We start from the raw sequence: 13,164 nt of genomic DNA on the forward strand, positions 1-13,164 counted from the left end.
TCAGCGTACTGGTATGTACGCCTGCGTCGCTGAATTCCTCGCCGCCTTGATCTCATCCTTGATTTGAAATGGGGATAGTTCCTGATAGCGGGTGACTATTGGGGTAAATCCAGCACCTGCTGCAGGGCAGCGTCAATGGCGTTTACGTCAACAATGGTGTTGTAACAGGGGCCATGGGGACGCAGGTTAAGCACGCCGATCACCGGTAGCGGATAGCAATCCTTGATACCGGAGGTCAGGTCTCGCTCGCAGGCCACGGCCAGTACCAGTTTGGGGCGTTTTTCAACAATCACCTTGCGGGCCAGGGTGCCGCCGGTGGCCACCGAGATATCAATCCCGTACTTTCTGCCGATTTCCACCAATCCCTTGATGTCGCACCGTCCACAGAGCACACATTTGGAAATGTCACCGGTTACTTTGATCTCACAATCAAAAAGCTGAATACAATGGGGCAAAAGGATCAGAATCCGGTCCGGTTTTACCTTGTACTTCTGTGAGATCACCAGTGAGTTGTTCATGGCGATAAAGGACTGACGGATCCGGTCCTTATCCAGCCCCAACACCCTGCCCACAAATTCAATCATCGGTAGCAGAAACTTGATTACCACCAGACGCATGAAGCGGGTAAAGAAGATATCCTTACCCAACGCTGTGGTCAGCACCAGCAGGCCGGTACCCAGGATAGCGACGCCGGACAGGGCCAGTACCACCAGCCCGACAATCCGGGGCAGATCAGGGTGGATGTTCGCCAGGCCACGGCTGGGAACCCACCAGGCCAGAAAAATCAGTACCACCAGAACTATGCAGGTCAGCCCCATCAGGGCGATAAAGAGTCGTTTGCGGGGGGCTGCGGTCTGTTCCTGAACATCACTCATGCAGATACCTCATGTGGCGTTAGCAATGTGCCAAGCGCCAGGGGATGGCCAGCCAGAAAGCTGGCAGCATCCATTTTCTTACTGCCAGCGGCCTGTAGCTCTTGAATAGCCAGAGAACCTTGACCACAGGCGACTTCAATACCGTTTTTCCCGGTGGCGATGATGGTTCCGGGCAGACCGGAGCCATGGCAGAGGGTGGTGCGGTACAGCTTTAGCGGGGCACCTTCAAGGAAGGTGACAGCCCCTGGCCAGATTGAGAGGCCGCGGATCTGGTTGTGCAGCTCGGTTGCAGGACGCTGCCAGTTGATCAGGCCATGTTCTTTTTTTAGCAGCGGGGCATAACAGCTCAGGCTGTCATCCTGGGGTTGGGCGGTGATTGTTCCCGCCTTCAAACCATCCAGGGTCTCTCCTAGCAGCTCTGCTCCCAGTTGCGACATCCGGTCATGCAGTGCCTGAATCCCTTCATCCTGCCCGATTGGCGTTGCCTTCTTCAGCAGCATCGGGCCGGTGTCCAGTCCCACATCCATCAGCATAGTGGTGACGCCGGTCTCGGTCTCGCCATTGACAATGCACCAGTTGAGCGGTGCAGCACCACGGTAACGGGGCAGCAGCGAGGCGTGGACATTGACGCAACCCTGTGGCGGGATCTCCAGCAGCGCCTTGGGCAGGATCTGACCAAAGGCTACCACCACGATCAGGTCGGGCTGCAGCTCACGAATCTGTTCGATCACCTCTGGTGCCCGCACCTTGGGTGGTTGATAGACCGGGATGGCGTGCTTCAGTGCCAGCTCTTTCACCGGTGGTGGTTGCAGTTTCTGGCCGCGGCCCTTGGGACGATCAGGCTGGGTAAAGACGGCTACCACGTTTTCATTACGATCAAGCAGGGTCTGCAGGGTGGGGCAGGCAAACTCCGGCGTACCCATAAAGATGATCCGCCAGCCGGTCATGGGGCGCTCCGTTTTTTGCTCTTTTTGACAAACAGGTCGCGCTTTAGCGGCGAGAGCCGATCCACAAACAGGATCCCATCCAGATGGTCGATCTCATGCTGAAAGGCAACGGCCAGCAGGTCATTGGCATGCCAGATCCGCTCATGTCCCTCAAGGGTAAGCCCTTTTACCACCACCTGCTCATGGCGTTTGACGTTGGCGGAAAAGTCTGGAACCGAGAGGCAGCCTTCTTCTTCGAAGGTCTCCCCTTCGCCATGGATAACCACCGGGTTAATCACGGTGATCAGTTGCGGCGCATCATGTTTGGCAGCAACATCAATGACGATTACCCGTTGCAGGACCCCGATCTGCGGAGCTGCAAGGCCGACGCCAGGGGCATCATACATGGTTTCAGCCATGTCTTTGGCAAGCTGGATGATCTCATCGGTTATAATGGTGACCGGTGCTGATTTTTGCTTGAGAAGCGGGTCAGGAAAAGTGAGAATGGGACGAATCATGGTCTGCGTACTCGTAGTCTGGTAAGATGTTTAACGATACTTTATATCAATTTCTGAGCAACAAAATCAACTATGTTGCGCGGGGTGAATAAATGACAGAGCCGATACAGGGAGTTGTAAAGACAGATGGGGTTGAACGTCGACGCAGTGCAACGCAGGAGCGTTTGCGGCGACTTTACGGCGATATGGCCCATAATCGCGATGAAGCTGAAGAGGACGATAGCGTGGATATCTCTGATGAGGCACGTAAGCGAGCAGACGGGACCTACCGCAAGTCGATTTTGGAGCATATTGAAGATGATGAGTAGTATCCGCCGCTAGCTGAAGAATGATTGGTCCTTGGTGTAGGCCTCGATAAACCGCTCCAGCAGGGCTGTTGTCCGTTCTTCACTTAAACCAAGCTGTGTTGCCGGCAGGCTTGCTGCGACATCCAGCTCTTCCTCTGCGGCCAGGGTGCCAACCCCGTAGCGGTGGCAGAACAGGTTTGAAAGGCTGACCACATTGGTAAGATTGGAAAGGTAGGGGTCCGCATCCTCACCCAGATCCAGGCTGTGATGGGCCTGGACCGCCTTGATCAGGTGTTCGGGGAAATTCCACTTTTTAATAACCAGTGCTCCGGCATCTTCATGGGTGTAGTGGAACAGCATCTGCTCTGCCTGAGCAAACGACATCCCTTCATTATAACAAAGCTGCATTACTTCCTGAAATTTGTCTTTGTCCAGAAAGTTCATGATCTGTTTGCCGATATCGTGGAACAGTCCCCCCAGAAATGCTTCGTCCGGATTGATCTGGCGTAGTTCCAGTGCAATCAGGCGGGCTGCCAGGCCGGCGCCAAACGAGTGTTCCCAAAGCAGTTTTTCAGTGAGACCATAGGGATGATAGACCTGTTTGACCGATGCGGCTACGACCACACTTTTCAGGGTAACAAAGCCAAGCATCATAATGGCATGGGGCAGGGTCTGGATCTGGCGTTGGGCACCGTAAAATGAGGAGTTGGAGATTTTCAGCACCCTGGCGGCAACTGCCGGGTCAGAGGCAACTACTCGGGCCAGGTCATCAGCAGTGGAGTTCTCATCATCCATCAGTTGCATTACTTTGGTGGCAACCACCGGAATGGTCGGCAGGTCGCCAGCCGTCATGATGATCTGCTCCAGGTCTTTACTCATGCTGTTTCCCCTGTAGTTCTGTGTACAACGGTTGCATATCAAGTGCGTCATACTATTCCATAAAACTGTAAAGAATCAAGCAGTTCGGCAGAATTATTTGAAGTTTTACGGTTTTGTCTGTATACTCCCCCTCAATCTTGCTGCCAAACAAAAGGAAAATTAACTATGTATAGAAAAAGGACGACAGTTTTGCCGCTCCTTGCCGGAGCTTTTTTTCTGTTGACCGGCTTTAGCTGGAATTTTGGGGGAGACAAGTGCAGGGATGCCCTTGAGCTGGCTAACAAGCTCCCTGCCATCAGTGATGATGCCACCAGAACCAGGGAGGAAGCCCAGATTCTGGCGAACTGCCCTGATGGCGCTGCTGCCCAGTTTGTGCAGGGACTTCAGGCGGAGCGGGTCGGAAACATTGATGGTGCCATTGCCGCCTATCGGCGTGGATTGCAAAAGGAACCGGGGTTTGCCGCAGCCTCTGGTAACCTGGGGATACTCTACCTGCAAAAGGGGCTGCAGGATGACGCGGCCGTTGCCTTGACCAAGGGGCTGTCCGGTCAACCAGTGCCGGCCTATCATAAGGCCCTGGCCAAGATTATGACGGATAAGAAATTTTATGCACTTGCCCTGTATCACTATGGCGAGGCAGGAAGCAAACAACCGTCCGATGCTGGTGTGCTGGCTGGCCAGGCTGAGGTCTACGCTGCCCAGGGACAGACCGATCGGGCTATCGATGAGTTTCGGCGTGCGCTATTGCTGGATCCTTCCCACGAACAGGCAACGCTCTCTCTGGCTGGTATTTACCTGCAGCAGAATCAGCAGGATACCGCACTGGATCTGCTGAAAAAGGCTTCAACCGCAAATCCTCGCAGCAGCCGCCTGCACCTGATGCTTGCTGATATTTATGACAAGAAGGGTGATGCCAAACAGGCCGATTACGAGCGGCTGTTGGGGGGCAAAAAGGGGACGGCCGTGGTTGAGGAGCAACCCGCAAAGCCGGAAGGTTTTGCGTTAGGTGATCAGTTGGCTGCCAAAGGGGAGGTTGATAAGGCTGCCGATGCCTATCGAGCTGTGCTTCAGCAGCAGCCTGATGCAATTGAGCCCCATGAAAAACTGGGCAACCTGTATTTCCGTGCAGGTCGTGAAGCTGATGCAATCATTGCCTACCGCGAGGCGGTTCATCTCGGTTCTTCCAATGCTGAAGTGTATTATAATCTTGGCCAGCTCTATGAAAAACGTAACCAGTTGGATGAAGCGGTGGTTTCCTACAAGCGGGCCATTGAAAAGAAGCCGACTTTCGCCGAGGCGCGCCTGAAGCTGGCTGATATTCGTCTGGGACGTGGCAACACCCAGGAAGCGGTTGAGCAGTATGTTGAGTTTTTGAAGCTGAAGCCTGAAAGTGCTGATATCCACCTGAAACTTGCCAGGATATTTGTAAAAAACAAGAACCTGAGTCTTGCCGAGGAATCTTACAAGGCGGTATTGAAGCTTGCTCCTGATAATGTCGAGGCGAACCGGGAACTTGCTGCTGTCTATCGTGCCAAAGGTGCTACCGACAAAGCGGTAGAACATTACACTGCGGCGCTTGAGCTGCAGGAAGATGACAGTGAGAGCCGTAATGCTCTGGTGGCCATCTATGTCAAAGATAAAAAGTATGATGAGCTGGTCGAACTGCTGCAGGAGGCGGTGGAGCTGGCTCCTGACGATGCCAATAATCATTACAAGCTTGGCCTGATTTACGATTTCAAGAAAGAATATGATAACGCCATTGCCAGTTATAAGAAGGCGGCTGAGTTAAAGCCGGACCATGCCCGTGCCCTGCATGCCCTTGGTCGGGTCTATATGAAAACCGGTCGCCTTTCAGAGGCTCGTGAGGCACTTGAAGCGGCTAAAAAAGCGGATCCGAACATGGAAGAGACCTCGGTTCTGCTGAATAATATTCGGGACGAATTCAACCCGGCCCCCCGCAAGGCTGGCAAGTCGAAAAAGGGGACGAAAAGTAAAAGCAAGAAAAGCAAGAAAAGTAGTGCAAAGTCCAGCAAGGCAAAGACACCAGCCAAGAAAAAGTCTCACTAACAGACCGTCGGCGGCCAGTACCTTCTGGCCGCCTTTTTTAGCAGCTGGCAGTACCTACCCATACAGACTCGAGCCGTGACCATGCCTTCATTATCACTGCCGGAATATTTCCCCTTTACGATTCAACTGACTGTCCATGCCCAGGAACAGTTTGGTGCCGAGGCTTTGCTTTCCCACCATGGTGCCGGCTACCCTCCTATTCTGTTCTACCGCCGTCTGGCTGCAGGTATGGCCCGGGCAGGTGGTGTGCCTGACGTAACAACCGCTGCACAACTCAATCTGTATGCCTCGCTTTTGCGTATCTACCGCCATCTGGTGGATGAGGTGGGCAAGGGGGAACAGCGGAGTCTGCTGGCTGATGCTTTACAGCAGGCTGGGCTGGACCCTGCAGGCACGCAGGTCAGACAGACCTGTGCTGCTTTTGTGGATCTGTTTCCGGCCGGTTGTGATCTGGCCTCACTGGGAGGGGACCAGCGCGAGTATCTGCTGCTGCGTGAGCTGCTGCTGCTTAATCTGGCTGCCCATAACCGGGCAGTTGATCCGTTCCGTGTGCTTTTGGATGACCGGCAACTGGCAGACGCTGCACCATACCGTCAGGTGGTGGCCGGGATTGAACGGGTGCTTGCCAAAGGTCCTGTACTGCCTGGTCTCGGGATGACGCTGGTTGAGGCGTTACATGCGCCGCTTGCCGCTGCTCCGGATTCCCTGGCAGGGCAGTTAGGTTATATTCGGGAGCAGTGGGCTGAGGCTTTGCCGCCGGAGTTGCTGGAGGAGGTGTTGACCGCTTTTGATATCCTGGATGAGGAACAGCGACAATGGTCTGATGGCGGTAGCGGTCCTGCTGAAGTACTCCATTTTGGCCTGCCGGGTATTGCTGGTGCAGATGTCGCTTCCGGTGGTGTTTCTGGAAGTATCTACCATGGCGCCGGTCACCATGCCGGTTATGATCAGCCGGAGTACGAGGCCTTTTCTGCCGATGCCGACTGGATGTCCAACGTGGTGATGATGGCCAAGATGACCCATGTCTGGCTGGATCAGCTCTCCAGGACCTACGCCCGTCCCGTTACCCGCCTGGATCAGGTGCCGGATGCCGAACTTGACCGTCTGGCGGCCTGGGGCTTTACCGGTCTCTGGCTGATCGGCCTCTGGGAGCGCTCGTCCGCCTCACAACGGATCAAGCAGTTATGCGGCAATCCAGAGGCCCATGCTTCGGCCTACTCGCTGTATGATTATACCATCGCAGCTGACCTGGGCGGTGAGCCTGCCTTTCTGAATCTGAAACAGCGGGCCTGGCAGCGTGGTATTCGCCTTGCCAGCGACATGGTCCCCAATCATACCGGCCTCTTTTCCCGCTGGGTGCTGGAACATCCTGACTGGTTTGTTCAGACTGACTATGCCCCGTTTCCCACCTACCAGTTTAACGGCGAAGATCTTTCCCCCGACCCGTCTGTCACACTTCAGGTGGAGGATGGTTACTGGAACAAACAGGATGCGGCGGTTGTCTTCAGGATGATTGATCGCCGGGATGGTCGTACCCGCTACATCTACCATGGTAATGACGGCACCAGTATCCCCTGGAACGACACGGCCCAGCTGAACTACCTGATCCCACAGGTGCGTGAGACGGTGATTCAGACTATCCTGCATGTGGCCCGGCTGACCCCGATCATCCGTTTTGATGCGGCCATGACCCTGGCCAAGAAGCATTACCAGCGGCTCTGGTACCCGCAACGGGGGTTGGGGGGCGGTATCCCTTCCCGCGCTGAACATGCCATGGGGCGGGATGAGTTTGATGCGGTCTTTCCGGTGGAGTTCTGGCGTGAAGTGGTGGACCGGATGGCGCAGGAGGCGCCGGATACCTTGCTGCTGGCCGAGGCGTTCTGGATGATGGAAGGCTACTTTGTTCGTACCCTGGGGATGCACCGGGTCTACAATTCTGCCTTCATGAACATGCTCAAGCAGGAAGAGAACGCCAAGTACCGTCAGACGGTCAAGAACGTGCTGGAATTCAATCCAGAGATCCTGAAGCGGTTTGTCAACTTCATGAACAACCCGGATGAGAAAACGGCGGTGGAGCAGTTTGGTGCCCAGGGCAAATATTTTGGGGCCTGCGTGCTGCTTTCCACCATGCCGGGTCTGCCGATGTTTGGACACGGCCAAATTGAGGGATTCCATGAAAAGTACGGCATGGAGTACCGTAAGGCCTATTGGAATGAGTCGGTTGACCAGGGCTTGGTACGGGGGCATGAACTCTGGATCTTCCCGCTTCTGAAGCGGCGCAAGCTCTTTTCCGGTTCAGAAAACTTTGCCCTGTATGATTTTTACTGCCATGACGGTAGTGTGGATGAAAACGTCTTTGCCTACAGTAACCGCTTGGGTGAACAGCGTGCGTTGGTGCTGTACAACAACCGCTATGGTGCAACCTCTGGCTGGATCAGGATGGCCACGCCGGTTGCGGTAAAGGGGAGCGGCGATACAACGGAATTCTACACCGGCTCCCTGGGGCAGGCCTTGGCAGTGCCTGATGATTCCCGCTGTTTTCTGGCGTTCCGTGAAATTTCCACCCAGCATGAATATCTGCGCAACGCTGCTGAGATCTGCCAGCGTGGGATGTACGCAGAACTTTCAGAGTATGAGTTTCATGTCTTCCTTGATTTCAGGATACTTGAAGATACGCCGGACGGTGAGTGGGCTGCGCTGTGTGGGCATCTGGCAGGCAGGGGCGTTGCATCCCTTGAGGATGAGCGGATTCAGTTGCTCAACCAGCCGTTGATTGGTGCCTTTGGCGAGTGTCTGCAGACACTGCAGCAGCCCCGCCTGCTGGAGACGGCGTTACAGAACTACTGTGCAGAGCTGCCACCGGTTGCCGCCTCTGAAATAGACCGGCAGGCTCTGCTGGTCAGTCTGGTCGCGGCGCACCAGCCGGATGTTACTGCCAAGACCTTACGACGGTTGCGTAAGAGCGGCGTTTCCAGAAAGATGTTGTCCCTTGATCAGAAGAACCGTCGCCAGGCACTGGCCATCCTGCTGACCCGCCTACTGGCGCTGCCGTTATGTGATGATGCCTTGCAGTGCTATGGCCTGTGTCGCCCTCTGGCTGGCTTTGTTTCTGGCGAAGGGGGACAGGATCATCAGTCCGAGCTCTGGATCAGCCAACTGACCAGTGCGGTTGGGCTGGGTTGCGGGATCTGGTTAACAGAGGCTGCTACAGACCGGCTGGCTCAGTTGTTTGACAACCAACAGATCAGCTCGTTCCTGCTGGTCCATGATGATGGTGGTACGCTCTGGTTTAACAAGGAACGGTTTGATGAACTGCTTGTCTGGTTGGCGCTGCAGGTCTCTTTTGAATCTGCACAGGATGAACAGGTACACCTGGTGCCGGTGATGGAGCTTACCGCACTGGCTGCAGCTGCAGGGTATCGTGTCAGGACGTTCTTGAAGCTGGCAGCGGGGCTGCAGGAAGGGGAGGTGTGATGCGACAACGGTTCTTGCTGCTGTTTTGTGTTGTGCTGCTGGCTTGTGGTGGTATGCCCGCCTATGCCGATGAGCCTGCCAAATCCCTGCAGACACCGGCCTCTGAGCGGACTCTCAAGGAGTACCTCTTTGGGAGTAAAGAACTTGGTTGGGCTGATCTTGACTGGGAAACGGACCTTTACTACTCAAACGTTTCACTTAACATCCCGCTGGATGGTTCGCCTATCCCCACGGCGACAGATCAGGGTGAGTTTGAGATTTACAGTAGATTATGGCTTAATTCCCTTGTCCCCCGCTTTATGCTGGTTGAAGCATCGGTCATGCCACTGCCACTGGCAGGAGTCGCCCTGAAGGAGTATGCCAAGGATTTCTACGGCATTGCCGACATCGGTCGTAACCAGAATGTGATCCAGTGGTTGACTGCCGGCTTTGAGGAACCCTATGCGTTCTCTGTTTTTTTCGGAGACATGGTTAAATTCAACAAGCCGGGTGAAGAGCGGCTTTCATCCAACAAGGGCTATATGGGCTACCTTTTCAGTTACTCAAATCAGCATATACAGAATAATGTGCTGATTCCTGATCACTCCCTTGAGGCGGAGTGGAAGATGAAGGGGGAGCGCAGCTTTAAGGATGAGAAACTTTCCTGGAGTTTTCGGCTGGGGGCCAAGGTGCATGAAAATCCTAATATCGCCAATACCCTCTATGTCGGATTCCGGCGGAGTAACCTGGATTTCAGGGTGAATCCGTTTGAGTTTCTGCGTAACAGCAGTTTTGATGTCCGTTGGGATATCGGGGCCAAGCATGGCGATTTACTGCGTCAGGAGTATGTCCTGGGTAAGAAGTTTCCGATCAAATCCTGGGGGGTTGCCCTCAAACTTGATGTCGGTGTGATATGGGAAGACCCCTCCCGTTACAGCGGCAGCCTGCGTGATACCAGTGCCTCCAACTTTACGCTGGTGCTGCGTCCCAATATCCAGTTTTAACCAATGAACCAGCCTGATTCATCATCATTAATTGCGGTTGCCCTTTCCGGCGGAGTGGACTCTGCGGTTGCAGCGGCCCTGCTGCAGCAGCAGGGGCATCAGCTGGTGGGGATTACCATGGATCTGCTGCCTTGTGCTGCAGTAAACAATGCAGCCGAGCAGGTGGCTGCACATCTGGGTATTCCCCTGCATCGTATTGACCTGACTGCCGCCTTTGAACAACAGGTGATTACCCCCTTTGTAACCAGCTACCTTAACGGTGAAACCCCCAATCCCTGTGTACGTTGTAATCGTCTGGTCAAGTTTGGGCTGCTGTTGGAGCAGGCCCACCAGCTGGGGGCAGGCAGGCTGGCGACCGGCCACTATGCACAGGTGGTGCGGGATGTCGATGGCAGGGCACACCTGCATGCTGCCGTTGATCGTCGCAAAGACCAATCCTACTTTCTGGCAGCCATCGGTCAGGAGGCGCTGCAACAGACCCTGTTCCCCTTGGGCGAGATGTCAGGCAAGGAGCAGGTACGTCAGCTGGCCCGTGATTTCGGCCTGCCGGTGGCAGCAGCAAAGGACAGTCAGGATGTCTGTTTTCTGCCGGACAGCGGATATGGTGACTTTTTAGAAGGGCGCATGACTAACCCGGTGGCACAGGGGCTGATTGTGCATCGTTCAGGCAAGCTGCTGGGGCGCCATAACGGTTTCTGGCGTTATACGGTAGGTCAGCGTAAAGGGTTGGGGATCGCCTGGAGCGAGCCGTTATATGTGCTTGAGATCAGTGCAGCCCGTAACCGGGTTGTAGTTGGTGAACAGCAGTACCTCTATGCGCCGGGTCTGTTGGCAGACCAGACGGTTTGGTTTGGGCAGGAACCCGCTGCGCCGTTTGAGGCGCACTGCAAGATCCGTTATCGCCATGCTCCGGTTCCCTGTCGGGTTGAGCCACAGGATGGGGCCGGGATGCGGGTGTTGTTTCATGAGCAACAGCGGGCAGTCACGCCGGGACAGACCGTGGTGATTTATCAGGGGGATGAGGTGCTTGGGGCAGGCAGGATAACCGGGGCAGAGCAGCCATGCTGACTGCTGAGGAACAGGAACGTTACAGCAGACACCTGATGTTACCGGAAGTTGGGCCGGAGGGTCAGGAGCGGCTACGGGACAGTCGGGTGCTGATCATCGGTGCCGGAGGTCTGGGGTCACCTGCAGCCCTGTATCTGGTCGCGGCCGGAGTTGGCACGATCGGTATTGCCGATGGTGACCGGGTGGAGCTGTCAAACCTGCAGCGTCAGGTTGTTCACGATAGTACTACGCTGGGGCAGCTGAAGGTGGCTTCAGCTGCCAAGCGGCTTCAGGCGCTCAATCCGGCCTGCCGTTTGGAGCAGATTCCGGTTATGCTTGATCAGAATAATCTGCCCAGCTTGGTGCAGCGGTATGATTTTGTGCTGGATGCCACCGATACCCTGGCTGCAAAGTTCATGATTAACGACATCTGTGTCAGCCAGGGGATTCCCTTTTCCCATGGGGGGATTTTGCGTTTTAGTGGCCAGACCATGACCGTGTTGCCTGGGGTGTCACCCTGCTATCGTTGCCTGTTTGCTGAACTGCCTCCAGAAGAAGATCGTGAGGCCTGTGAACGGGATGGCGTTTTGGGTATTTTGCCGGGGGTGATTGGGACGCTGCAGGCCGCAGAGGCGGTGAAGTTTATCGTGGGGATAGGAACGCTTCTGACGAGCCGTCTGTTGACGTTTGACCTGTTGGGAATGCGCTTCAGAGAGGTGCCGGTTGCGGTAAATCCCGGTTGCAGCAGTTGCGGAAATCGTTAATCAATCAGGTGTGCTCTTTTGTATATGCTGGCGTTTGCGCTCGGCCTTGTCTTTGTACATCAATCGATCAGCCGTTTTCATGGTGTCCAGCAGATCATCCGGGTGCTCAGCGGTAGCTGCTCCCAGTGACAGCGAACGGGCAAAGGTTCCTAGCAGCCGGTCTGACTCACAGCCTTTAACCCGCTGAATCGCCGCCATAACCGCATCATGGTCGGTGCGGGAAAGAAGGACCGCAAACTCGTCGCCACCGATCCTGGCAACCACATCACCGGAACGGAAGGCTGACAGCAACACCTCAGCAGCTCCTTTAATCAGGCGATCCCCCTCATCATGTCCAAAAGAGTCGTTGACCCCCTTCAGGCCATCAATATCGGCCATGACGATACTGACCGGGTATTCCCGACTGGATTCAATCCGCTGCAACTCTGTATCAAAATAGGCACGGTTAAACAGGCCGGTTAAAGGATCATGGGTACCCAGATACTGCAGACTTTCTTCGTACTGCTTCCGATCAGTGATATCCTGAGAAACCTTCAAAAAGCCGGTAACGGTGTTGTCAACATCACGTAAAGGGCAGATTTTGACCATCTCCCAGTATATAGAACCGTTTTTCCGCTTATTGGCCAGTTCCCCTTTCCACTCCTTGCCGCTTGAAATGGTATCCCAAAGATCACGGTAAACCTCAACAGAGTTCAGGTCAGATTTGAGTAGGCGGGGGTTGCGGCCAAGCACTTCTGTCGCCTGATAACCGGTCAGGCGGGTGAACATGGCATTGACATATTCTATGGAGCCGTTTAGCGAGGTGATCATCACCGGAGCCGGTGCCTGTTCCACTGCCTGAGACAGCATCTGGATTTTGCTCTCTTGCTGCAGCAGTTTGCGCTTCAACAGGACATAGTTGCTGCAGGTCTCAATGGCGGTTGCCAGCTGAGAAAAATCTACCGGTTTTTGCACATATTGATTGATGCTCAAGCTGATGCATTCCAGTAAGTATTCAGTATCGCTATAGGCGGTCAGCATGATGATCTGGCTGTCGCGGTCCAGTGCCCGGATCTCCCGGGCCATTTCAAGGCCGTTCATAACCGGCATCATGATGTCAGTCATAATGATATCAGGACGTTTCTCCCGGTAGATCTCAAGGCCTTCCTGCCCATTTTCAGCAACGTACAGTTCTGTGACGATGCGCTGGAGGATCCGTGAGATCTGCTCGCGGGTGACCCGCTCATCCTCAACGTAGAGCAGGGAAATGTCGTAATGTTCCATGGTGTCTGATTTCATGGGGACCCCGTGCCCGAAGCAAAGTGCCTGTGAACCGCTGCTGGTAGTGTAACTGAACTGGAATAA

At 54.8% G+C, this 13,164-nt stretch carries 11 protein-coding genes; 6 read left to right on the forward strand and 5 right to left on the reverse strand.

Going from position 1 to position 13,164, the window contains the following annotated elements:
* Positions 1-95: 95 nt before the first annotated feature.
* Genes B5D39_RS05180 through def form a run of 3 tightly spaced genes read right to left on the reverse strand, consistent with a single transcriptional unit; the run spans position 96 to position 2,319 of the window.
* Positions 96-875, reverse strand: a complete 780-nt coding sequence (locus tag B5D39_RS05180) for a DUF116 domain-containing protein (protein ID WP_078789340.1) — start codon at positions 873-875, stop codon at positions 96-98.
* Positions 872-1,822 carry a methionyl-tRNA formyltransferase gene (fmt, locus tag B5D39_RS05185; protein WP_078789341.1) on the reverse strand — a complete coding sequence of 317 codons (951 nt, stop codon included), beginning with the start codon at positions 1,820-1,822 and terminating at the stop codon, positions 872-874. Before fmt ends, B5D39_RS05180 begins: the two co-directional genes overlap by 4 nt.
* On the reverse strand, positions 1,819-2,319 hold the full coding sequence (gene def, locus B5D39_RS05190; RefSeq protein ID WP_078789342.1) for a peptide deformylase: 501 nt from the start codon (positions 2,317-2,319) through the stop codon (positions 1,819-1,821). The genes fmt and def overlap by 4 nt, the downstream gene beginning before the upstream one ends.
* Before the next feature lie 92 nt (positions 2,320-2,411).
* Between def and B5D39_RS16720 the strand changes: the two genes are divergently transcribed.
* Positions 2,412-2,627 carry a hypothetical protein gene (locus B5D39_RS16720; protein ID WP_139366682.1) on the forward strand — a complete coding sequence of 72 codons (216 nt, stop codon included), beginning with the start codon at positions 2,412-2,414 and terminating at the stop codon, positions 2,625-2,627.
* A 9-nt stretch (positions 2,628-2,636) separates the two neighbouring features.
* Here B5D39_RS16720 and B5D39_RS05195 read toward each other — a convergent pair whose 3' ends face one another.
* Positions 2,637-3,485 (reverse strand): HDOD domain-containing protein, encoded by an 849-nt coding sequence (locus tag B5D39_RS05195; protein WP_078789343.1) that lies wholly within the window; start codon positions 3,483-3,485, stop codon positions 2,637-2,639.
* 189 nt (positions 3,486-3,674) lie between these two features.
* Here B5D39_RS05195 and B5D39_RS05200 point away from each other — a divergent pair, with 189 nt between their 5' ends.
* From B5D39_RS05200 to B5D39_RS05220, 5 genes are all read left to right on the forward strand, one after another.
* Entirely contained in the window at positions 3,675-5,552 is a 1,878-nt protein-coding gene (locus tag B5D39_RS05200) for a tetratricopeptide repeat protein (RefSeq protein ID WP_244161360.1), read from the forward strand.
* An 81-nt stretch (positions 5,553-5,633) separates the two neighbouring features.
* Positions 5,634-9,026: an alpha-amylase family protein gene (locus B5D39_RS05205; protein WP_078789345.1), complete on the forward strand. Its 3,393-nt coding sequence runs from the start codon at positions 5,634-5,636 to the stop codon at positions 9,024-9,026.
* Positions 9,026-10,009 (forward strand): hypothetical protein, encoded by a 984-nt coding sequence (locus B5D39_RS05210; protein WP_078789346.1) that lies wholly within the window; start codon positions 9,026-9,028, stop codon positions 10,007-10,009. Before B5D39_RS05205 ends, B5D39_RS05210 begins: the two co-directional genes overlap by 1 nt.
* Before the next feature lie 3 nt (positions 10,010-10,012).
* Entirely contained in the window at positions 10,013-11,077 is a 1,065-nt protein-coding gene (gene mnmA / locus B5D39_RS05215) for a tRNA 2-thiouridine(34) synthase MnmA (RefSeq protein WP_078789347.1), read from the forward strand.
* The gene (locus tag B5D39_RS05220) at positions 11,071-11,820 is read left to right on the forward strand and encodes a HesA/MoeB/ThiF family protein (RefSeq protein ID WP_078789348.1); all 750 of its coding nucleotides are present in this window, start codon (positions 11,071-11,073) and stop codon (positions 11,818-11,820) included. The genes mnmA and B5D39_RS05220 overlap by 7 nt, the downstream gene beginning before the upstream one ends.
* On the opposite strand, the gene B5D39_RS05225 is transcribed toward B5D39_RS05220, so the two are convergent.
* Entirely contained in the window at positions 11,821-13,098 is a 1,278-nt protein-coding gene (locus tag B5D39_RS05225; RefSeq protein ID WP_078789349.1) for a sensor domain-containing diguanylate cyclase, read from the reverse strand.
* Positions 13,099-13,164 lie beyond the last annotated feature (66 nt).

It is taken from the genome of Trichlorobacter thiogenes, assembly GCF_900167465.1.
Classification (GTDB): Bacteria; Desulfobacterota; Desulfuromonadia; order Geobacterales; family Pseudopelobacteraceae; genus Trichlorobacter; species Trichlorobacter thiogenes.

Excerpts from the sequence above, each read along its gene's own strand:
- B5D39_RS05180 (WP_078789340.1), bottom strand. The coding sequence starts at position 875 with ATGAGTGATGTTCAGGAACAGACCGCAGCCCCCCGCAAACGACTCTTT.
- fmt (WP_078789341.1), bottom strand. The coding sequence starts at position 1,822 with ATGACCGGCTGGCGGATCATCTTTATGGGTACGCCGGAGTTTGCCTGC.
- def (WP_078789342.1), bottom strand. The coding sequence starts at position 2,319 with ATGATTCGTCCCATTCTCACTTTTCCTGACCCGCTTCTCAAGCAAAAA.
- B5D39_RS16720 (WP_139366682.1), top strand. The coding sequence starts at position 2,412 with ATGACAGAGCCGATACAGGGAGTTGTAAAGACAGATGGGGTTGAACGT.
- B5D39_RS05195 (WP_078789343.1), bottom strand. The coding sequence starts at position 3,485 with ATGAGTAAAGACCTGGAGCAGATCATCATGACGGCTGGCGACCTGCCG.
- B5D39_RS05205 (WP_078789345.1), top strand. The coding sequence starts at position 5,634 with ATGCCTTCATTATCACTGCCGGAATATTTCCCCTTTACGATTCAACTG.
- B5D39_RS05210 (WP_078789346.1), top strand. The coding sequence starts at position 9,026 with ATGCGACAACGGTTCTTGCTGCTGTTTTGTGTTGTGCTGCTGGCTTGT.
- mnmA (WP_078789347.1), top strand. The coding sequence starts at position 10,013 with ATGAACCAGCCTGATTCATCATCATTAATTGCGGTTGCCCTTTCCGGC.
- B5D39_RS05220 (WP_078789348.1), top strand. The coding sequence starts at position 11,071 with ATGCTGACTGCTGAGGAACAGGAACGTTACAGCAGACACCTGATGTTA.
- B5D39_RS05225 (WP_078789349.1), bottom strand. The coding sequence starts at position 13,098 with ATGAAATCAGACACCATGGAACATTACGACATTTCCCTGCTCTACGTT.